Source organism: Streptomyces pyxinae, from assembly GCF_024756275.1.
GTDB classification, from domain to species: domain Bacteria; phylum Actinomycetota; class Actinomycetes; order Streptomycetales; family Streptomycetaceae; genus Streptomyces; species Streptomyces pyxinae.
Genome location: NZ_JANUGQ010000007.1, coordinates 170,981 through 191,652, shown reverse-complemented (window position 1 = coordinate 191,652; position 20,672 = coordinate 170,981). Strand labels below are relative to the sequence as shown.

Genomic DNA, 20,672 nt, shown 5'->3' with positions numbered 1-20,672 from the left:
CCAGGGCGGACGGGCCGCTTCCGCCGTGTCGGCCCGTTGTCCCGGCGTCCCGGTCACGTCCGCGTGCCGTCCCGGCCGCCGAGGCTTCCGCCGGGCCGCCCGGCTACTTCCGCGCGTCGGCCCAGGCGTGCTGGACGACCAGATCGGCCTTGACCTCGGTGAGCTGGACGGCCACGGCGGAGGGCGCGGTGCCGCCCCGGCCGTCCCGGGAGGCCAGGGCGCCCGGGACGCTCAGCACGGTACGGACCTCGGGGGTCAGATGCCCGGAGATCTTCGCGAACTGCTCGTCGGTGAGCTCGTCCAGCTCGATGCCGAGCGCCTCGCACTCCTTGACGCACTCCCCGGCCACCTCGTGCGCCACCCGGAACGGGACGCCCTGCCGGACCAGCCACTCGGCGATGTCGGTGGCGAGCGAGAACCCGGCCGGGGCCAGCTCCTCCATCCGCTGCCGGTTGACGGTGAGCGTGGCCATCATCCCGGTGAGCGCCGGCAGCAGGATCTCCAGCTGGTCGCAGGAGTCGAAGACCGGCTCCTTGTCCTCCTGGAGGTCCCGGTTGTAGGCGAGCGGCAGCGCCTTCAGGGTGGCGAGCAGCCCGGTCAGATTGCCGATCAACCGGCCGGACTTGCCCCGGGCCAGCTCCGCGATGTCCGGATTCTTCTTCTGCGGCATGATCGAGGAGCCGGTCGAGAAGGCGTCGTGCAGGGTGACGAAGGAGAACTCCTTCGTGTTCCAGATGATCACCTCCTCCGCGATCCGGGAGAGGTTCACCCCGATCATCGCCGTGATGAAGGCGAACTCCGCCACGAAGTCCCGGGAGGCGGTGCCGTCGATGGAGTTGCCCACACTGCCCTGCTCGAATCCCAGGTCCCGGGCGACCGCCCGCGGATCGAGGCCGAGCGAGGAACCGGCCAGCGCGCCGGAGCCGTACGGGGAGACCGCCGTCCGCTTGTCCCACTGGCGCAGCCGCTCGGCGTCCCGGGAGAGCGCCTGGACATGGGCGAGCACATGGTGGGCGAAGAGCACCGGCTGGGCGTGCTGGAGGTGCGTACGCCCCGGCATGGCGACGTCCGGGTGCGCCTCGGCGAGACCCACCAGGGCGTCCTGGAAGTCGGCCAGCAGCCCGCCGAGGGTCCGGGCGTGGTCCCGCAGATACATCCGGAAGAGCGTGGCCACCTGGTCGTTGCGGGACCGGCCGGCCCGCAGCTTGCCGCCCAGCTCGGCGCCGAGCCGCTCCAGGAGGCCGCGCTCCAGGGCGGTGTGCACGTCCTCGTCGGCCACCGTGCCGGTGAAGGATCCGTCCGCGACGTCCCGCTCCAGCCGGTCGAGCCCGGCGAGCATCCGCTCCAGCTCGTCGGCGGTCAGCAGCCCCGCCCCGTGCAGGACGCGGGCGTGGGCCCGGGAGCCGGCGATGTCGTACGGCGCGAGGCGCCAGTCGAAGTGCACGGAGGCCGAGAGCCGGGCCAGCGCCTCGGCGGGGCCGTCGGCGAACCGGCCGCCCCAGAGCCGGACGTCACCGGCCGGGGCGTCGCCGTCGGGGACATCACCGTGATGGGTGCTCACTGCGCAGCTCCTCGGAAGGCCCGGGCGGATGGAACCGCCCGGATGAGAACTCGGGATCTCGGGATCGAAAGCGTTGAGGTCGGGGTGGAGAGCCGGGGCGTCGCGCCCGGAGGTCCGGCGGCGGGTCGCCGGTCATGGCGCCGGAAGGCCCGGCGCCCGGCCACCGGCCACCGACCACCGACCACTGGCCACTGGCCACTGGCCACCGGGCACCCGGCCCCGGACACCGGACACCGGACACCGGACACCGGACACCGGACACCGGACACCGGCCGAACGAGCCGGGGTCAGCTCAGGTCACGCTTGGCGGCGATCTTCGACGACAGCGCGAAGATGTCGATGAAGCCCTGGGCCTTGGACTGGTCGAAGGTGTCGCCGGAGTCGTAGGTCGCCAGGTTGAAGTCGTAGAGCGACTGCTCGGACTTCCGGCCGGTGACCACCGCCCGGCCGCCGTGCAGGGTCATCCGGATGTCGCCGGAGACATGCCGGCTGGCCTCGTCCACGAAGCCGTCCAGGGCCCGCTTGAGCGGCGAGAACCAGAGGCCGTCGTAGACCAGTTCGCCCCAGCGCTGCTCCACCTGCCGCTTGTACCGGGCGAGTTCGCGCTCGACGGTGACGTTCTCCAGCTCCTGGTGGGCGGTGATCAGCGCGATGGCGCCGGGGGCCTCGTAGACCTCGCGGGACTTGATGCCGACCAGCCGGTCCTCGACCATGTCGATCCGGCCGATGCCCTGGGCGCCGGCCCGCTCGTTGAGCTGCTGGATGGCCTGGAGGACGGTGACCGGTGTGCCGTCGATCGCCACCGGGACGCCCGCCTCGAAGGTGATGACCACCTCGTCGGCCTCACGCGGGGTGGCGGGGTCGGCGGTGTACTCGTAGATGTCCTCGATCGGGCCGTTCCAGATGTCCTCCAGGAACCCGGTCTCGACGGCCCGTCCGAAGACGTTCTGGTCGATGGAGTACGGGGACTTCTTGCTGGTAGCGATCGGCAGCCCGGCCCGCTCCGCGAAGGCGATGGCCTTGTCCCGGGTCATGGCGTAGTCCCGGACCGGCGCGATGCACTTCAGCCCCGGGCCGAGCGCCTGGATGCCGGCCTCGAACCGCACCTGGTCGTTGCCCTTGCCGGTGCAGCCGTGGGCCACCGTGGTGGCGCCGTGCTTGTGGGCGGCGGCGACCAGGTGCTTGACGATGGCCGGCCGGGAGAGCGCCGAGACCAGCGGATAGCGGTCCATGTACAGGGCGTTGGCCTTGATGGCCGGCAGGCAGTACTCGTCGGCGAACTCGTTCCGGGCGTCCGCGACCTCGGCCTCCACCGCACCGCAGGCGAGCGCGCGCTTGCGGATGACGTCCAGATCCTCGCCGCCCTGGCCGACGTCCACGGCCACGGCGATGACCTCGGCACCCGTCTCCTCGGCGATCCAGCCGATGGCGACGGAGGTGTCCAGACCGCCCGAGTAGGCGAGTACGACGCGCTCGGTCACGGGGTTCTCCTTACGATGCATGCGCTGACAGGTATAACTATGCAGTCCTCCGTATGGATTGTCAAAGGGCTCCCAGGGGCTTCCCGACGGGGCCGTCTCGTCCGCGCCCCGGCGGCGGGCGAACGGGCACACGGGCGGGCGGCGGGACCGGATACCGCCACCCGGCGGAGTCCGGCGGCACGGGGCACGGGCCGCGCCTACGGTGGCGGCCATGCGCCTCCGCCCGGCCGCCCTGGCCGCCCCGCTGCTCGCCGCCGCGCTGCTGGCGCCGCCCGCACCCGCCTCGGCCGGCCCCCGGGAGCTGCCGCTGCCGGACCGGATGGCCGACACCGGCGGCGGCCGCCAGCTGATCACCGCCGAGGCGGCCACCACGGGCAGCACCGCCGGGACGCTCACCTGGTGGGACCGGCGCGGTGGCCGCTGGGTCCGGGCGGGTACGGCCCCGGCGCGCTTCGGGGCCGGGGGTCTGGTGGCGGGCGAGCGGCGGGTGCAGGGCACCTCCACCACGCCGACCGGGCTCTTCCCACTGCCGTACGCCTTCGGCATCCAGCCGCCCCCGCCGCGCACCGCGCTTCCGCACCGCCGGGTGACCGAGCGCTCCTGGTGGTGCCAGGACACCGCGTCCCGCGCGTACAACCGCTGGGTGGAGGGCCTGCCCGCCGACTGCCGGGCGGCCGAGGCGGAACACCTGATCACCTATGAGCGGCAGTACGCCCATGCCCTGGTGATCGGTTACAACTACGCCCGTCCGGTACGCGGCCGGGGCGCGGGCATCTTTCTGCACGCCGACGGCACCGGGGCCACCGCCGGGTGCGTCTCGGTGCCGGTCGCCACGATGCGCCGCCTCCTCGCCTGGGCCCGCCCCGCCGCCCGCCCGCACCTGGCGATCGGCACGCGCGACGGGGAGACGGCACTGGTGCGGTACTGAGCCCGGGTGCGCGCGCCGACGGGCCGGTCCCGGGCACCGCACCGCGGCCGCCGGGTTGCCCGGATCCCGCACCCCCCGCCCGTCGCGGTGGCAGCATGGCCCCCACGACGGGAAGGGCACATGGCGGAACCGCGCAAGGCGTTGCTCACCGGCGTGGGCAACGTCCCGGAGGCGGCCCACCGCTTCGCACCGCTGGACGAGGCGGTCACGGCGGACCTCGGGGCGCCGGCGGCGTCGCTGAAGAGCGCGGGCTACGAGATCGAGACCCTGCGCAACGCCGACCGGGACGAGATCACCGCCCGAATCTTCGGGCTCGGAGGACTGGAGGCGCTGGGCGGTCCGGAGCACCCGGGGAGCGCCGGTGGCCCCGACAGGCACCGGGCGGGGCAGGGGACGGAGCGGCGGAAGCAGCAGGTGCGGCAGGAGCGGCAGGACGCAGATGGAGCGCACGCACAGGGGTGCGGCGGCATGACGGCTGATTCCCCCCGCGCCCGGCACGAGGCGGACCTCCCGTACCGCGCGAGGGGCCCGGGGCGGGTGACCGCCCGCTTCACCCAGCGGGTGACCGACGACGGTCGGACGGTCGTGGTCTCCGGCGTCTGCCCGGGGTATCACCGGACCTCGACGGAGCGTTCCTACGGGCTGCCGGGTACCGGCACCAAGAGTTTCCGGCGCCGTACGGTCCCTGCGCACGGTGCCGCCCGGGCGCCTGGTGTCGCTGGTTCCGGTGGCCGCCTGCTGAGCGGGCGGCCGCCGGGACCGGGAGCCGGACCGGGCCGCGTCCGGGGCCGGGGCGTACGAGCCCGGTGCTCGTCCCCGTACGGCCCGCTGCCCCGCTACCGCTCCCGCTGGGCCAGGCGGAGGAGGTGGTCGGCGAGGGCCTGGCCGCCGGCGGGGTCGCGGGAGATGAGCAGCAGGGTGTCGTCGCCCGCGATGGTGCCGAGGATGGCGTGCAGTTCGGCCTGGTCGATGGCGGAGGCGAGGAACTGGGCCGCGCCGGGCGGGGTGCGGAGGACCACCAGGTTGGCGGAGGCCTCGGCGGAGATCAGCAGTTCGCCGGAGAGGCGGCGCATCCGCTCCTCCTTGGCCGACTCCCCCAGCGGCGCCTGCGGGGTGCGGAAGCCGCCCTCGCTGGGCACCGCGTAGATCAGCTCACCACCGGTGTTGCGGATCTTGACCGCGCCCAGTTCGTCGAGGTCGCGGGAGAGCGTCGCCTGGGTGACGCTCAGCCCGTCGTCCGCGAGCAGCCGGGCCAGCTGGCTCTGGGAGCGGACCGGTTGCCGGTTGAGGATGTCCACGATCCGGCGGTGGCGTGCCATCCGGGTCTGCGGCACGGACGGCCCCCCGTGTTCGGTCTGCTCGGTCTGCTCGGCCTGTCCGGTCCGCTCGGCCCGCCCGGTCTGCTCGATCTCCTGTGCCTCGCTCATCGTCGTCGTCTCATTCTCCGGCTCGTGCTTCCCCGTCCACGCTGCTGAGGACGCCGGGCAGGGCCCGCAGGAAGGCGTCCACCGCGTCATCGCCGATGATCAGCGGCGGCATCAGCCGTACGACATCGGGGGCGGGCGCGTTCACCAGGAAGCCGGCGTCCTGAGCCGCCTGCTGCACCTGGGGTGCGAGGGGCTCGGTGAGCACGATACCCAGCAGCAGTCCGGCACCGCGGACGTGGGAGACCAGCCGGTGGTCCAGGGCCTCGATCCCGGCGCGCAGTCTCTCCCCGAGCCGCTTGACACGGTCGAGCGCCCCGTCGGCGCCCAGGGTGTCCAGGACGGCGAGCCCGGCGGCGCAGGCGACCGGGTTGCCGCCGAAGGTGGTGCCGTGCTGGCCGGGGCGGAGCAGCGCGGCGGCCGGGCCGAAGGCGACCGCGGCGCCGAGCGGCAGGCCGCCGCCCAGGCCCTTGGCGAGCGTGACCACATCGGGCTCCACGCCGTGCGCCTGGTGCTCGAACCAGTGGCCGCAGCGGCCGATCCCGGTCTGCACCTCGTCGAGGACCAGCAGGGTGCCGGTGGCGCGGGTGATCTCCCGGGCGGCCTGGAGGTAGCCGGGCGGCGGGACGACCACGCCGCTCTCGCCCTGGATCGGCTCCAGGACCAGCAGCGCGGTCTCCTCGGTGACGGCCGCGCGCAGGGCGTCGGTGTCGCCGTAGGGCACATGGGTGACCTCGCCGGGCAGCGGCAGGAACGGCCGCTGTTTGGCGGGCTGCCCGGTGAGGGCCAGGGCGCCCATGGTGCGGCCGTGGAAACCGCCGGTGGTGGCGACCATCCGGGTCCGGCCGGTCAGCCGGCCGATCTTGAAGGCCGCCTCATTGGCCTCGGCGCCGGAGTTGCAGAAGAAGACCCGTCCCTCCCGGCCGGAGAGCCGGAGCAGCCGCTCCGCGAGGGCGACCGTGGGTTCGGCGGTGAAGAGGTTGGAGATGTGGCCGAGCCGCTGGATCTGGCCGGTCACCGCCGCCACCACCGCCGGATGGGCGTGGCCGAGGGCGTTGACCGCGATGCCGCCGACGAAGTCGGTGTACGCGGTGCCGTCGGCGTCCCAGACGGTGGCGCCCTCCCCGCGTACGAGCGCGAGCGCGGGGGTGCCGTAGTTGTCCATCAGGGCGGCTCCCCAGCGCCCGGCCAGCGCGGAGTTGCCGCCGGCCTCCGTACCGGCGCCGGAGGCGGTGGTGGCGGTCATGCTTCCCCCTGTGCGTCGGGTGCGGCCGTGGCCGGGACATCGGCTCCGGGACCAGCCGTGGCCGGGACATCGCGCCCGGGCCCGGGCGCGGCCGCGGGCGGGCCGTCGGGGACGACCATGGTGCCGATGCCCTCGTCGGTGAAGATCTCCAGCAGGATGGAGTGCTGCACCCGGCCGTCGATGACCCGGGCGGTGGTGACGCCGTTGCGGACGGCGTGGAGGCAGCCGCGCATCTTGGGGACCATTCCGCTGGACAGCTCGGGCAGCAGTTTCTCCAGCTCGGAGGCGGTGAGGCGGCTGATCACCTCGTCGCTGCGCGGCCAGTCCTCGTACAGCCCCTCCACATCGGTGAGGACCATCAGGGTCTCGGCGCCCAGCGCCGCAGCGAGAGCCGCAGCCGCCGTATCAGCATTGACGTTGTAGACATGTCCGTCGTCCTGGGAGCGGGCGATCGAGGAGACGACCGGGATGCGGCCGTCCGCGAGCAGGGCCTCGATGGCGCCGGTGTCGATCGCGGTGATCTCGCCGACCCGGCCGATGTCGACCGGTTCGCCGTCGACGAGTGGCCGGTGCCGGGTGGCGGTGAGGGTGTGGGCGTCCTCGCCGGTGAGGCCGACGGCGAACGGGCCGTGTTCGTTGAGCAGCCCGACCAGCTCGCGCTGGACCTGTCCGGCGAGCACCATCCGTACGACGTCCATCGCCTCGGGGGTGGTGACCCGCAGCCCGGCCTTGAACTCGCTGACCAGGCCGTGTTTGTCGAGCTGGGCGCTGATCTGGGGGCCGCCGCCGTGCACCACGACGGGCCGGAGCCCGGCGTGCCGGAGGAAGACCACGTCCTGGGCGAAGGCCGCCTTCAGCTCCTCGTCGACCATGGCGTTGCCACCGAATTTGATCACGACGGTCCTGCCGTGGTGGCGGGTGAGCCAGGGCAGTGCCTCGATGAGGGTCTGCGCCTTGGGAAGCGCGGTGTGCTTGCGGGTGGTTCCGGCGGCGGTCATGAGCTGTAGGCGCTGTTCTCGTGGACATAGTCGGCGGTGAGGTCGTTGGTCCAGATGGTGGCGGTGGCGGAGCCGGCGGCGAGGTCGGCGGTGATCCGGACCTCCCGGTAGCGCATGTCGACCAGGTCCCGGTCGTCACCGATGGAGCCGCCCTTGCACACCCAGACGCCGTTGATGGCGACATTGAGCGCGTCGGGTTCGAAGGCGGCCGAGGTGGTGCCGATGGCCGAGAGCACCCGGCCCCAGTTGGGGTCCTCGCCGTGCAGGGCGCACTTGAGCAGGTTGTTGCGGGCGATGGAGCGGCCGACCTCCACGGCGTCCTCCTCGGTCGCGGCGTTGATCACCTCGACCTTGATGTCCTTGGAGGCGCCCTCGGCGTCCCCGATCAGCTGCCGCCCGAGGTCGTCGCAGACCTCCCGGACCGCCGCCGCGAAGTCGGCGTACTCCGGGGCGGTGCCCGAGGCGCCGGAGGCCAGGAGCAGCACGGTGTCGTTGGTGGACATGCAGCCGTCGGAGTCGACCCGGTCGAAGGTGACCCGGGTGGCGTCCCGCAGCGCCCGGTCGAGCACCGCCGCGTCCAGGTCGGCGTCGGTGGTGAGGACCACCAGCATGGTGGCGAGGCCGGGGGCGAGCATGCCGGCGCCCTTGGCCATGCCGCCGACGGTCCAGCCGTCCCGGGCGGCGACGGCGGTCTTGTGCACGGTGTCGGTGGTCTTGATGGCGATGGCGGCCTTCTCGCCGCCGTACCCGGAGAGTTCGGCGGCCGCCTTCTCGATGCCGGGGAGCAGCCGGTCCATGGGCAGGGTGACGCCGATCAGGCCGGTGGAGGCGACCGCGACCTCGCCGGCGCCGGTCTCCAGCACTTCGGCGACCTTCTCGGCGGTGGCGTGGGTGTCCTGGAAGCCCTGCGGCCCTGTGCAGGCGTTGGCGCCGCCCGAGTTGAGCACCACGGCGGTCAGCTCGCCGTCGGCCAGCACCTGCTGGGACCAGAGCACCGGGGCGGCCTTGACGCGGTTCGAGGTGAAGACGCCCGCGGCGGCGCGGCGGGGGCCGGTGTTGACCACGAGGGCCAGATCCGGCTTGCCGCCGTCCTTGATTCCGGCGGCGATGCCCGCCGCCGTGAATCCCTTCGCTGCGGTGACGCTCACGGTGCCACTCCGATCGTGGTGAGTCCGGTCTCCTCGGGAAGTCCGAGGGCGATGTTCATGCTCTGCACCGCGCCGCCCGCGGTGCCCTTGGTGAGGTTGTCGATGGCGCTGATGGCGATGATCCGGCCGGCGGCGGGGTCCAGGGTCACCTGGAGCTGTACGGCGTTGGAGCCGAGCACCGAGGCGGTGGCCGGCCACTGGCCGGCGGGCAGCAGCCGGACGAACGGCTCGTCCGCGTACGCCTTCTGGTACGCCGTCCGTACGTCGGCCCCGGTGACGCCCGGCCGCGCCTTGGCGGTGCAGGTGGCGAGGATGCCCCGGGCCATCGGGGCCAGGGTCGGGGTGAAGGAGACGCCGACCGGTTCTCCGGCGGCGGCGCTCAGGTTCTGCGCCATCTCCGGGGTGTGCCGGTGGCCGCCGCCGACGCCGTACGGGGACATGGAGCCGATGACCTCGGCGCCGAGCAGGTGCGGCTTGAGCGCCTTGCCCGCGCCGGAGGTCCCGGAGGCGGCGACCACCACCGCCTCGGGCTCGGCGAGCCCGGCGGCGTACGCGGGGAAGAGCGCCAGCGACACGGCGGTCGGGTAACACCCCGGCACCGCGATCCGCCGGGTGCCGGCCAGCGCGGCCCGCGCCCCGGGCAGCTCGGGCAGCCCGTACGGCCAGGTCCCGGCGTGCGGGGTGCCGTAGAACCGCTCCCAGTCCGCCGCCCGGCTCAGCCGGAAGTCGGCGCCCAGGTCGATCACCAGCGCCTCGTCGCCCAGCTCCGCCGCGACGGCGGCCGACTGCCCGTGCGGCAGCGCCAGGAAGACCACGTCGTGCCCGGCCAGCACCCCGGCCCCGGTCGGCTCCAGCACCCGGTCGGCCAGCGGGACCAGCTGCGGCTGGAGCGCCCCGAGCGGCTGCCCCGCGCTGGAGTGGCCGGTGAGCGCGCCGATCTCCACCCCGGGGTGGCCGAGCAGCAGACGGAGCAGCTCCCCGCCCGCGTACCCGCTCGCTCCGGCGACTGCCACACGTACTGCCATCGGCCCCTTCTCCTGCCATCGGTCCGCTCGCACTGATGGCATGACTATACGCAGTCATGCACGCTTATGCAAAGGTGTCGAGCGATCGCCCCGGCCCACTGGTCGTAGTCGGATGCCGCATCCCCGAGGGAGCGGCGGAACCGGTTGTGGCGGCGGCCGGCGCCGGCGGAGTTCCCGACGGGAGCGGAGCGGCGCGGCGCGTCCGCGCCGAGGCCGGTGGCGCGGTGCCCGTACTCACGGCCGGCTCCGCGCCGGGCCGGGATCACGGGAATGCCCCGGGTCCCGCCGAGGGGCCGGCGGCAGCTTGTCCGGGTCTGCGGCCGTCGGCGGCCGCGGGCGGTCGCGTCCGGGCGGCGGGGGTGGCCGCGACGGTGACGCCGCCGGCCCGTGTCCGGCGCGCGGTCAGGACTGGTTCAGGGCCCGGTCGATCGCGCGGCGGGCCCGGCCCGCGGCCGACCGGTCGTGCTGGAGCTGCATGGCCGCGTTCAGCGCCAGCCCGGCGGCGACGATCTCGAACAGCGCCTGGTCGATGTCGAACCCGGCGGGCAGTTCACCCTTCTCCACCGCCGCGGCCAGGTCGGCGCGGAGCTGTTCCCGCCAGCGCGACCACACCTCGGCCACCGCGTCGCGGACCCGGCCGGGACGGCCGTCGTACTCGGTGAGCGCCGCGGTCATCAGGCAGCCGCCGGGCAGCAGCGGCGCTTCCAGATAACCCACGGAGTTGGCGCACACCACGCGCAGCCGCCGCAGGCCCGGCGGCTCTCCCAGCGCCGGTTCGACCACCCGGTGCCAGAAGTCCACGAAGGCCTTGTCCAGCGTGGAGATCTGCAGTGTCTCCTTGGTGCCGAAGTGCTTGTGCACTCCGGACTTGCTCATCTCCAGCTCCTCGGCGAGCCGGCCGATGGTGATGCCGTCCAGCCCTTCCTCGGAGGCGATCTCGGCGGCACGGCCGAGAATCCGGCCCTTGGTGGCCCGCGCCTCGGCTGCCGAGCGTCGTGGTGACATGACGGCAAGCTTAGCGTACGAGCGTCCGCTATTTACTTGGAGAACGTTCGTACGCTAAATTCTGCCGCCACCGAGACGAAGGAGTGCGCGATGCGGGTGCGACGACTGGGCTGGGCCGGACTGGAGATCGAGGCGGGCGGCAGGCGACTGGTGATCGACTATGTGCGGGACCTCTCACCGCTGTTCACGGGGTGGAAGCCCGGCGAGTGGCTGGCAGCGCCGAGCGGGGAGGTCGCCGCCGCGCTGGTCACCCATCTGCACCGGGACCACACCGACGCGACCGCGCTCGCGGACGTACTGACGCCGGGGGCGCCGGTGCTGCGACCGGCGCCCGGCCACGGCGACGACACGGACAACGTGACGACCCTGCCGGCCGAGAGCGAACTGGCGCGGCACCGGCTGGCCGTCCAGGTCGTGGACGCCTGGTCCACCCACGACATCGGGCCGTTCCGCGTCACCGCGGTCCCGGCCGTCGACGGACTGGGCGACCCGCAGCTGAACTGGGTGGTGGAGGCCGACGGGCAGCGGATCTTCCACGGCGGCGACACGATGTTCCACGGCTACTGGTGGCTCATCGCGCGCCGGTTCAGCCCGTTCGACGCGGCGTTCCTGCCCGCCAACGGCGCCGTGGTCGACGCGCCGCACCTGCGGCCGCCGAGCCCGCTGCCCGCCGCGCTGGACCCGAGGCAGGCCGCCGCGGCCGCGGAGATCCTCGACGCCCGGTACGCGGTGCCGATCCACTACGAGCCGGAGCAGCCGGACAAGATCGCGGGCTATGCCGAGGTCCCCGACCCGGAGAACGAACTGCGCGCGCACGCCGGACGGCGCGCCCATGTGCTGGCCGTCGGGGAATGGCTGGACCTGGCCACCTGACCGGACACTCCGCCGTGCCGACGGGTCCGGCGGCCATGAGTGCGCGTACGAGCGGGTGACCGGCCTGTTCCGGTGCGCGGGGTGCGGGGTCCGCGAACCGGTGTCCCGGGACGCGGACGGACCGGTCGGGCCGTGCACGGGCCCGGCCGGCTGTGGCGAGCCCTGAGCGGAGCCACTCCCCGGGGTGCTCCACCGGATCCGGTTCCGGCGCTCCCCCGGAGGCCCGGCCGGGTGCCGCGCCGGGTGCCCCCGGCGGGGTACCGCCGGGGGCACCCGACATGATCGGGCAGGGAATGTCGGGTGCGGCGGGGGGCCGGCTTTCTAGCGTGGTGCTCACCGAAGGGGAAGGACCAAGGGGTGCTGGAGCGGCTCAACCAGGCGATGGAGCACATCGAGCGCCATCTCGACCAGGTCGTCGACGTGGGCGGGCTGGCGCGGGTGGCGGCCACCTCGGAGTACCACCTGCGCCGGATGTTCTCCGCCCTGGCGGGGATGCCGCTGTCGGAGTACGTACGGCGCCGGCGGCTCACCGTCGCGGGCGCCGAGGTGCTCGCCGGACGTGAGTCGCTGCTGGTGATCGCGGTGCGCTACGGCTACGGCTCGGGCGAGTCGTTCGCCCGGGCGTTCCGCGCGATGCACGGGGTCGGTCCGGGCGAGGCCCGCCGTACCGGTGCCGCGCTCGTCTCCCAGCCCCGGCTGGCCTTCCGTCTCACCGTCGAAGGGAGCAGCAGCATGCGCTATCGCGTCGAGGACCGGGCGGCGTTCACCGTCGTGGGTCCCAGGGCCCGGGTACCTCTGGTGCACAGGGGGCCGAACCAGGCGATCATCGACTTCACGCGGGGGATACCGCCGGAGACCACGGAGCGGCTGGCGGAGCTGTCGGACCAGGAGCCCCGGGGCATCGTCGCGGTCTGCGACGATCTGGACCCGAGCCGCGCCGAGGGCACCGAACTCGACTACTACCAGGGGGTGATCACGTCCGCCTCCGGGGACGCCCCCGAGGGCACGGCCGCCCTGGCCGTCCCGGCCGGCACCTGGGCCGTGTTCACCGCCTCCGGGCCCATGCCGGAGGCCGTCCAGGAACTGTGGCGGGACGTGTTCACCGAGTGGTTCCCGGCCAACCCGTACCGCAGCCGCCCCGGCCCGGAGATCCTCCGCACCCGGCTCTCGCCGGACGGGAAGGAGGCCGACGCCGAGTTGTGGCTGCCGGTGGAGCCGGAGCGGGGCTGAGCCGGGGGCCGGGGTGCCCGCGGGCCCGGGGCCCAGGGGTGGTGCGAGGCCCGGGCCCGCCCGTGCCGGGTGCCCGTGTGACGCGGGTGTCCGGGGCCTGCCGCCCGGTGGGCGCGTGTCCGGGCCTGCGCGTGCCGGTGGGCGCGGGGCTCCGCGTGGTGCGGGTGCCCGGGCCCGCCCCGGCCGCGCGGGGGCGAGTGCCCGGGCCCGCCTCCGCCGGGCGGGCCGGGCGGTCCGGCGGCCCCGGGGCGGATGCCGGGGCACCCGTAACCCGGGGGCGGGCCGGTCAGGTGGCGGCGACGTACTCCGCGAGGTGCTCGCCGGTCAGGGTGGAGCGGGCGGCGACCAGGTCGGCGGGGGTGCCCTCGAAGACGACCCGGCCGCCGTCGTGGCCGGCGCCGGGGCCGAGGTCGATGATCCAGTCGGCGTGCGCCATGACGGCCTGGTGGTGCTCGATCACGATGACCGACTTGCCGGAGTCCACCAGCCGGTCGAGCAGGCCGAGCAACTGCTCGACGTCCGCGAGGTGCAGCCCCGCGGTCGGCTCGTCCAGCACATAGACACCGCCCTGCTCGGCCATGTGCGTGGCCAGCTTCAGCCGCTGCCGCTCGCCGCCGGAGAGCGTGGTGAGCGGCTGGCCGAGGCTGAGGTAGCCGAGCCCCACATCACTGAGCCGGGCCAGGATCCGGTGCGCCGCGGGCACCCGCGACTCGCCCGCGCCGAAGAACTCCTCGGCCTCGGTCACCGGCATCGCCAGCACCTCGCTGATGTCCCGGCCGCCGAAGCGGTGTTCCAGTACCGCCGCCTGGAACCGCTTGCCCCCGCACTCCTCGCAGGTGGAGGCGACCCCGGCCATCATCGCCAGGTCGGTGTAGATCACCCCGGCGCCGTTGCAGGCCGGGCAGGCACCCTCGGAGTTGGCGCTGAACAGCGCCGGCTTCACGCCGTTGGCCTTGGCGAACGCCTTGCGGATGGGGTCGAGCAGCCCGGTGTAGGTCGCCGGGTTGCTCCGCCGGGAGCCGCGGATCCCGCCCTGGTCGATCGAGACCACCCCGGCATCCGCCGCGCCCGGCTGCCGGAGCAGTTCCCCGTGCAGCAGCGAACTCTTCCCGGAACCGGCGACCCCGGTGACGACGACCAGCACCCCCAGCGGGAGGTCGACGTCGACCTCGCGCAGGTTGTTCGCCGTGGCGCCGCGGATCTCCAGGGCGCCGGCGGGCTTCCGTACCGTCCCCTTCAGCGCCGCCCGGTCGTCCAGATGGCGCCCGGTGAGGGTGGTGCCGGCGCGCAGCCCCGCCACGGTGCCCTCGAAACAGACGGCGCCGCCCTCCGTGCCGGCCCCAGGGCCGAGGTCCACCACATGGTCGGCGATGGCGATGACCTCCGGCTTGTGCTCCACGACCAGCACGGTGTTCCCCTTGTCCCGCAGCCGGAGCAGCAGGTTGTTCATCCGCTGGATGTCATGGGGGTGCAGTCCGGTGGTGGGCTCGTCGAAGACATAGGTGACATCGGTGAGCGAGGAGCCGAGATGGCGGATCATCTTGACGCGCTGGGCCTCGCCGCCCGACAGGGTGCCCGACGGGCGGTCGAGCGAGAGATAGCCGAGGCCGATCTCCACGAACGAGTCCAGCGTCTCGCGCAGCGCCGCGAGCAGCGGCGCCACCGCCGGGTCCGTCAGGCCGCGTACCCATTCGGCCAGATCGCTGATCTGCATCGCGCAGGCGTCGGCGATGTTCAGCTCCCCGATCCGCGAGGACCGGGCCGCCCCGCTGAGCCGGGTGCCGTCGCACTCGGGACAGGCGGTGAAGGTGACCGCCCGGTCCACGAACGCCCGGATGTGCGGCTGCATCGCCTCCCGGTCCTTGGCCAGGAAGGACTTGCGGATCTTGGGGATCAGCCCCTCGTAGGTGAGGTTGATGCCCTCGACCTTCACCTTGGTCGGCTCCCGGTGGAGGAAGTCGCGCATCTCCTGCTCGGTGAACTCCCGGATCGGCTTGTCCGCGTCGAGGAAGCCCGACTCGGCGTAGATCCGGACCGTCCACCAGCTGTCCGCCTTCCAGCCGGGGATGGTGAGCGCGCCCCCGGCGATCGACTTGGTGTCGTCGTAGAGCTGGGTGAGGTCGATGTCCGAGACCGTGCCCCGGCCCTCGCAGCGCGGGCACATGCCGCCGACCCGGGTGAAGGTCTGCTTCACGGTCTTGCCGGCCCCGCGCTCGACCGTGATCGCGCCGCTCGCCCGGACCGAGGGAACGTTGAAGGAGAAGGCGCCGGGCGGGCCGATCTGCGGCTGCCCGAGCCTGCTGAAGAGGATCCGCAGCATGGCGCTGGCGTCGGTGGCGGTGCCGACCGTGGAGCGGGGGTCGGCGCCGATCCGCTCCTGGTCCACGATGATCGCCGTGGTCAGTCCTTCGAGCACATCGACCTCGGGCCGGGCGAGCGACGGCATGAAGCCCTGGACGAAGGCGCTGTAGGTCTCGTTGATCAGCCGCTGCGACTCGGCGGCGATGGTGCCGAACACCAGCGAGCTCTTGCCCGAGCCGGAGATCCCGGTGAACACCGTGAGCCGGCGCTTCGGGATCTCGACGCTGATGTCCTTGAGGTTGTTGACACGCGCGCCGTGCACGCGGATCAGGTCGTGGCTGTCGGCGGTGTGCGGCGCGGTCGACCGCGGATCCGCCGCCGTCCGTGGATCCGCCGCCGTCGTCCGTGGATCCGTGCTGCTCATCGTGTCTCCCCTCGGGTGGGCGGGACCGGATGGGCCGGGCCGCCCGCGCGGCCACGACCGGTGTCCCCCGGCTCGGTCCCGCGCCGCCGGGTGCCGGTGTGCTCATCCGCGCCGGGGCCCGGGAGCCCCGGCGCGGGTGGCGCTCACCGCTCGCGGCGCTGGGTGAAACGGAGCATATTGCCGGCCGGATCACGGAAGGCACAGTCCCGGACGCCGTACGGCTGGTCGATCGGCTCCTGGAGCACCTCGCCGCCGGCGGCCCGGACGCGCTCGAAGGTGGCGTCGCAGTCGTCGGTGGAGAAGATCACCCCGCGCAGCAGGCCCTTGGCCAGCAGCTCCGCCATGGTCCTCCGGTCGGCGGGTGAGGCACCCGGGTCGGCCAGCGGCGGTTCGAGGACGATCTCCACCTCCGGCTGCGTCGGCGACCCCACGGTCACCCAGCGCATCCCCTCGAACGCCACGTCGTTGCGCACCTCCAGACCGAGGGCGCCGCAGTAGAAGGCGAGTGCCTTGTCGTGGTCGTCGACCGCGATGAAGCACTGGGCGAGCTTGATGTCCGTGGGGCCCCCGTTGTTCGTGGTGTTCGTGGTGTTCGTGGTGTTCGTGGTGCTGTCAGGGGTGGTGTCCGGCGTCGTGTCCATGGCCCCGACGCTACGAGCCGGCGGCCGGATCCGCTTCTCCGATCCTGATCGATGATCCTGATCGCTCCGCCGGCCGGTCAGCCCGCCACCCGGCCGCCCCCAGGACCGGCTCAGTCCTCTGGACCGGCCCCGGCCGTGCGGCCGGCTCTGAGCGGCCGGGTGAACACCTTGGCCACGCACGCCGGGACCGCCTCGCCCGCCTCATGGCACCGGGCCCGGTAGGCACGGGGGCTCTCCCCGACCAGCTCGGTGAAGCGCGAACTGAAGGAGCCCAGCGAGGTGCAGCCGACCGCGAAGCAGACCTCGGTCACGCTCAGATCGCCGCGCCGCAGCAGTGCCTTCGCCCGCTCGATCCGGCGGGTCATCAGATAGGCGTACGGCGTCTCCCCGTAGGCGGCCCGGAAACTGCGGGAGAAGTGGCCGGGCGACATGAGGGCGACCTTCGCCAGCGCCAGCACGTCCAGCGGAAGCGCGTACTCCCGGTCCATGGTGTCCCGCGCGCGGCGCAGCCGTACCAGGTCGTCCAGTTCCACGCCCCTCAGCATGCCATCCCGCTCCCGACCCGCGCCCCCGGCCGTGCTCCCGCCACCGGCCCCGCCCGCGTCACCCGTCTGTTCCTGGTCTTCGCCGTGCGTCTCGCCGTCCGGGAGCTGCCCACCCGTACGTTCTTCGGCTCGGACGCCCCTTATGGCGACCCCGTGGTCGCCCGCATCACGGTGGAGCGGGTCACCCCGCCCGGTGAGCTCCGGGACCGGGTGCTCGGCGGAAACCTGGCCGGGCTGCTGGGTCTCTCCTGACGGGGCGCGGGCCGGTGGCGTACGCGTCCAGATGGCGGGTGATACGGGCGATGGTCCCGGCGTTGTCCTCGAACAGGCCGCCCCGCATGCCCAGCGCCTCGGCGCCCGCCACGCAGGCCGGGGCGTCGTCGATGAAGAGGCAGTCCTCGGGGCGGGCGTCCAGCGCGGACAGCACGGCCTCGTAGGCGCGCGGGTCGGGCTTGGCGACACCGAGCTCGTGCGAGTAGACGATGTGGTCCACCAGCCGGTCGAACCCGTACCGCGCCGACTCCCGCTCCCGGGCTCCGGTGAAGCTGTTGCTGAGAATGCCCAGCCGGCAGCGGCCGCGCAGCCCCCGTACGAAGTCGATGAGCTCCTCGTTCGGCGTGCCGAGATACTCGGTCCAGAGGTCGTCCATGAACGCCTCGCAGTCGCGCATGCCGAGACCCAGCCGGGAGGCGACCGCGTGGCCCACGTCGTGCTCGCTGACGCGGCCGAGGCTCCCCGCCCGCCAGACGTCCCCCAGCCGCTGGTTCACGGTGCCCGGCGGCAGGCCCAGCCGGTCCTCCCAGCGGCGCGTCCAGCCCGTCTCCGGGGTGAGCTCCAGTACGCCGCCGATGTCGAGAACGACACAGGGTACGGCGGTCATTCGGCTCCTCGGGTCATCGGGGCATCGGGTCCTGCGCTCCTCGGGTCATCAAGTCCTCGGCTCCCCCGGACGCCCGGCGAGGCATCGGCCGGCCGGCGTCCGGGACGGGCCCGGCGGGCGGGGGCAGGGTGGCGGCGAGGCGGGCGAGCGCGCGGGACTCGGGGCTGTCATCGGCGGGGCTGAAGACATGCACGACCAGACCGGTCTCGCCGGGGCCGGCCGGCAGGTGCAGGGTCTCGTAGTCGAGGTGCAGCACCCCGGTCAGCGGGTGCCGGACGCGTTTCTGGCCCCCGGCGCACATGGTCACCTCACCGGCGCCCCAGATCCGCCGGAACTCGGCGCTCTGCCCGGACAGTCCGGTGATGAGCGCGGCCAGTTCCCGGTCGTCGGGGTAGCGGCCGGCGGCCACCCGGAGCTGGCCCGCCGCCTCGGCGGCGCGTGCCTCCCAGTCCGGGAAGACCTCCCGGGCGGCGGGATCCAGGAAGATCCACCGGGCCTGGTTGGGGTCGCGCCGGCCCGGTTCCGCGAGACCGCCCATCAGCGCGGCGCCCAGGGGGTTCCAGGCGCGCACCCGGGTGTGCGGGTCGGTGGCGAAGGCCGGCAGGGCCAGGGCGTCGACGATCCGGTGGAGCCGGGGGCCGACCGGGAGCCGGGGCGCGGGGGCCCGCCGGAGGTCGGCCAGGGTGGCGAGGTGCCGGCGCTCGGCCGCGTCCAGCTCCAGCGCGGCGGCGAGCGCGTCGAGCACCTCCGGGGAGGGCGCGGTGGCCCGGCCCTGCTCCAGACGCACGTAGTAGTCCACGCTGATCCCGGCGCGCTGGGCCAGCTCCTCGCGCCGCAGCCCGGGCACCCGCCGGCGGCGTCCCGCGGCCACCCCGATGTGCTCGGGCGTCAGCCGCTCCCGGCGGGCGCGCAGAAAGTCGCCGAGGGCCCGCCGGGTGTCGCCGGGCCGGCTCCCGCCGCCGCCCACCGGGCCGGTGACGGGGGCTGACACGGGCTGGTTGAGGAGGTCCATCGGACCAGTATGGGTGGCCCTGGCAGTACCAGGACCGGCGTGCCACCGGTCGAAGGAGGTACTGGCTGCCCGCTCGCGGCCGGGAGAACGTGACGGCATGACAGTTGCCAGGACGCACATGCCCGCCTCGAACAACACGAACGACACGAACGGCACGAACGGCACGAACACCTCGAACGGCACGGATGCCGCGAACGCCACGGCCGACGCCGCCACCGGGATCACCGGGGTCGCCGGGATCACCGGAGTGCCCGGCGGGCCGGGGAAGAACGTACTGATCGTCTCCGCCCACCCCGAACCCCGGTCGCTCACCGCCTCGCTCACCGCCTTCGCCGCCGAGCGGCTGCGGGCGGCCGGGCACGAGGTGCGGATCTCCGACCTCTACGCGATGAAGTGGAAGGCCACCGTGGACGCCGACGACTTCCCGGACCACCCCGGGGACCGGCGGCTCGATGTGCTCGGTGCCTCGGGACGGGCGACGCTGGCCGGCCGGCTGGCCCCGGAGATCGCGGCGGAGCAGGAGAAGGTGCGGTGGTCGGACGCGATCATTCTTCAGTTCCCGCTCTGGTGGTTCTCCGCGCCGGCGATCCTCAAGGGCTGGATCGACCGGGTGTTCACGTACGAGTTCGGCCACGGCCCGTCGCAGCCGCTCCCCTATGGCGGGGGCGCGCTCGGCGGCCGGCGGGCGCTGCTCTCGGTGACCGCCGGGGCGCGGGAACAGGGCTTCTCCGACCGGGGCATCCACGGGCGGCTGGCGGACGTGCTCCATCCGCTCCAGCACGGCCTGTTCTGGTTCACCGGGATCACACCGCTCGACCCGTTCCTGGTGTTCGGTGCCAATGAGCTGCCCGAGGAGCGGTACACGACGGCCGTCCGGGAGTACGGACGGCGGCTGGACGCGCTCTTCACCGACGAGCCGCTCCGCTTCCGGTCGCTCGCCGACGACTACGACCACGACATGCGGCTGCTGCCGGGCCGGGAGGCACCGGGGACGAGCGGCGCCGCACTCCATCTGCGCCCGCGCGACTGACGGTGGCCGGGGCGACTGACGGCGGCCAGGGCCGGGGCAACGGCGGGTGACCCGGGCGGGCGGACCCGCTCCCAGGTGGCGGGTGATCCCGGCGGCCGGACCCGCTCCCCGGCCCCGCTCCCCGGTGGTGGGTCAGACCCCGGGCCCGCTCCCCGGTGGTGGGTCAGGCCCCGGCCTGGCCGAGGAACACCATGGTGAACAGCAGTGCCGCCAGGGCTCCCAGGCCGATGAGGGCCACGCGGACCCCGTCCCGGCGGGCGAACATCGCGATCACCGTACCCAGCGAGAGAAGCAGCGAGGCGTACGGGGCCGCGCCGATCAGCGCGCCGGTGAAGCGCGCCGGGCGGACGCCGTCCCGGCAGGAGTCGCAGGCGATGGCGAAGAGCGGGCCGACGACGGCGGTGATCGCGCCTGCGGCCAGGACGAGCAGGGCCAGCAGCAGGAGTCCCATGACATCGCCCGCTCCGCGCGGTTCGGCGGCGGGGGCGGGAGCCCCAGTCCCGGTTCCGGCGGCCCCGGTCGCGGCGGCCCCGGGAGCCCCAGTCCCGGTTCCGGTGGTCCCGGTCGCGGCGGCCCCGGGAGCCCCGGTTCCTGGGGCCCCGGTTCCGGTGGTTCCGGTTCCGGTGGTCCCGGTTCCGCTGGCCCCGGCCTCCGGAGCGGCGGGCGCGGAGTCGGCGGCGCCGGAGTCGGCACCGGGAGCGGCGGGGGACGGGGAGTCGGCGGGTGCGGGGGTACCGGGGTTCATCACCCGGCCGACGGTACGGGGGCGGGGCCGGGGGCCGGTATCCGCGCGGGTACTCAGGTCACCGGGCGTACTCAGATCACGGGGGGCCCGCCGCCGGAGGGACGTACCGCCGTCCGGACACGGCGCGGGGCGCCCCGGCAGGTGTCCCCGGGGCGCCCCTGTGGTGCGGCTCGGC

Annotated in this window: 18 protein-coding genes; 4 read left to right on the top strand and 14 right to left on the bottom strand. The window is 74.0% G+C overall.

The genetic code is table 11. The annotated features are described in order from the left end of the window. Nucleotides 1-103: 103 nt before the first annotated feature. Together argH and NX801_RS11100 are read right to left on the bottom strand one after the other, a co-directional pair. Nucleotides 104-1,561 (bottom strand): argininosuccinate lyase, encoded by a 1,458-nt coding sequence (argH, locus tag NX801_RS11105; RefSeq protein WP_258787192.1) that lies wholly within the window; start codon nucleotides 1,559-1,561, stop codon nucleotides 104-106. A gap of 287 nt (nucleotides 1,562-1,848) precedes the next feature. After that, complete coding sequence (locus tag NX801_RS11100) at nucleotides 1,849-3,042, bottom strand: argininosuccinate synthase (protein WP_258787191.1); 1,194 nt, start codon at nucleotides 3,040-3,042, stop codon at nucleotides 1,849-1,851. A 211-nt stretch (nucleotides 3,043-3,253) separates the two neighbouring features. Here NX801_RS11100 and NX801_RS11095 point away from each other — a divergent pair, with 211 nt between their 5' ends. Beyond that, the gene (locus NX801_RS11095) at nucleotides 3,254-3,970 is read left to right on the top strand and encodes a L,D-transpeptidase family protein (RefSeq protein WP_258787190.1); all 717 of its coding nucleotides are present in this window, start codon (nucleotides 3,254-3,256) and stop codon (nucleotides 3,968-3,970) included. Between the two features lie 836 nt (nucleotides 3,971-4,806). Here NX801_RS11095 and NX801_RS11090 read toward each other — a convergent pair. The 6 genes from NX801_RS11090 to NX801_RS11065 form a co-directional block, all read right to left on the bottom strand. Continuing rightward, nucleotides 4,807-5,397, bottom strand: coding sequence for an arginine repressor (locus tag NX801_RS11090; protein ID WP_309505817.1), 591 nt, complete (start codon nucleotides 5,395-5,397; stop codon nucleotides 4,807-4,809). A gap of 10 nt (nucleotides 5,398-5,407) precedes the next feature. Continuing rightward, entirely contained in the window at nucleotides 5,408-6,640 is a 1,233-nt protein-coding gene (locus tag NX801_RS11085; protein ID WP_258787189.1) for an acetylornithine transaminase, read from the bottom strand. Continuing rightward, nucleotides 6,637-7,638, bottom strand: coding sequence for an acetylglutamate kinase (gene argB / locus NX801_RS11080; RefSeq protein WP_258787188.1), 1,002 nt, complete (start codon nucleotides 7,636-7,638; stop codon nucleotides 6,637-6,639). Before argB ends, NX801_RS11085 begins: the two co-directional genes overlap by 4 nt. Beyond that, the gene (gene argJ, locus NX801_RS11075; protein WP_258787187.1) at nucleotides 7,635-8,786 is read right to left on the bottom strand and encodes a bifunctional glutamate N-acetyltransferase/amino-acid acetyltransferase ArgJ; all 1,152 of its coding nucleotides are present in this window, start codon (nucleotides 8,784-8,786) and stop codon (nucleotides 7,635-7,637) included. The genes argB and argJ overlap by 4 nt, the downstream gene beginning before the upstream one ends. Continuing rightward, on the bottom strand, nucleotides 8,783-9,811 hold the full coding sequence (argC, locus tag NX801_RS11070) for an N-acetyl-gamma-glutamyl-phosphate reductase (protein WP_258787186.1): 1,029 nt from the start codon (nucleotides 9,809-9,811) through the stop codon (nucleotides 8,783-8,785). The genes argJ and argC overlap by 4 nt, the downstream gene beginning before the upstream one ends. A 402-nt stretch (nucleotides 9,812-10,213) precedes the next feature. Next, complete coding sequence (locus tag NX801_RS11065) at nucleotides 10,214-10,816, bottom strand: TetR/AcrR family transcriptional regulator (protein WP_258787185.1); 603 nt, start codon at nucleotides 10,814-10,816, stop codon at nucleotides 10,214-10,216. Nucleotides 10,817-10,906: 90 nt separating this feature from the next. Here NX801_RS11065 and NX801_RS11060 point away from each other — a divergent pair, with 90 nt between their 5' ends. Continuing rightward, nucleotides 10,907-11,689, top strand: a complete 783-nt coding sequence (locus NX801_RS11060; protein WP_309505819.1) for an MBL fold metallo-hydrolase — start codon at nucleotides 10,907-10,909, stop codon at nucleotides 11,687-11,689. Nucleotides 11,690-12,046: 357 nt separating this feature from the next. Further along, nucleotides 12,047-12,919, top strand: a complete 873-nt coding sequence (locus NX801_RS11055) for an AraC family transcriptional regulator (protein WP_258787183.1) — start codon at nucleotides 12,047-12,049, stop codon at nucleotides 12,917-12,919. Between the two features lie 286 nt (nucleotides 12,920-13,205). On the opposite strand, the gene NX801_RS11050 is transcribed toward NX801_RS11055, so the two are convergent. The 5 genes from NX801_RS11050 to NX801_RS11030 form a co-directional block, all read right to left on the bottom strand. Continuing rightward, on the bottom strand, nucleotides 13,206-15,644 hold the full coding sequence (locus NX801_RS11050; RefSeq protein WP_258787182.1) for an excinuclease ABC subunit UvrA: 2,439 nt from the start codon (nucleotides 15,642-15,644) through the stop codon (nucleotides 13,206-13,208). A gap of 143 nt (nucleotides 15,645-15,787) precedes the next feature. Further along, nucleotides 15,788-16,285: a VOC family protein gene (locus NX801_RS11045; RefSeq protein WP_258787181.1), complete on the bottom strand. Its 498-nt coding sequence runs from the start codon at nucleotides 16,283-16,285 to the stop codon at nucleotides 15,788-15,790. Nucleotides 16,286-16,395: 110 nt separating this feature from the next. After that, nucleotides 16,396-16,830 carry a helix-turn-helix transcriptional regulator gene (locus tag NX801_RS11040; RefSeq protein ID WP_258787180.1) on the bottom strand — a complete coding sequence of 145 codons (435 nt, stop codon included), beginning with the start codon at nucleotides 16,828-16,830 and terminating at the stop codon, nucleotides 16,396-16,398. Between the two features lie 181 nt (nucleotides 16,831-17,011). After that, entirely contained in the window at nucleotides 17,012-17,710 is a 699-nt protein-coding gene (locus NX801_RS11035) for an HAD family hydrolase (RefSeq protein WP_258787179.1), read from the bottom strand. 13 nt (nucleotides 17,711-17,723) lie between these two features. After that, nucleotides 17,724-18,722, bottom strand: a complete 999-nt coding sequence (locus tag NX801_RS11030) for an MmyB family transcriptional regulator (RefSeq protein ID WP_258787177.1) — start codon at nucleotides 18,720-18,722, stop codon at nucleotides 17,724-17,726. A 97-nt stretch (nucleotides 18,723-18,819) separates the two neighbouring features. Between NX801_RS11030 and NX801_RS11025 the strand changes: the two genes are divergently transcribed. Further along, a complete protein-coding gene (locus NX801_RS11025; RefSeq protein WP_258787176.1) occupies nucleotides 18,820-19,752 on the top strand; it encodes an NAD(P)H-dependent oxidoreductase in 933 nt (310 codons plus the stop codon). A 163-nt stretch (nucleotides 19,753-19,915) separates the two neighbouring features. Here NX801_RS11025 and NX801_RS11020 read toward each other — a convergent pair whose 3' ends face one another. Next, nucleotides 19,916-20,203 carry a hypothetical protein gene (locus NX801_RS11020; protein ID WP_258787313.1) on the bottom strand — a complete coding sequence of 96 codons (288 nt, stop codon included), beginning with the start codon at nucleotides 20,201-20,203 and terminating at the stop codon, nucleotides 19,916-19,918. Between the last annotated feature and the right edge of the window lie 469 nt (nucleotides 20,204-20,672).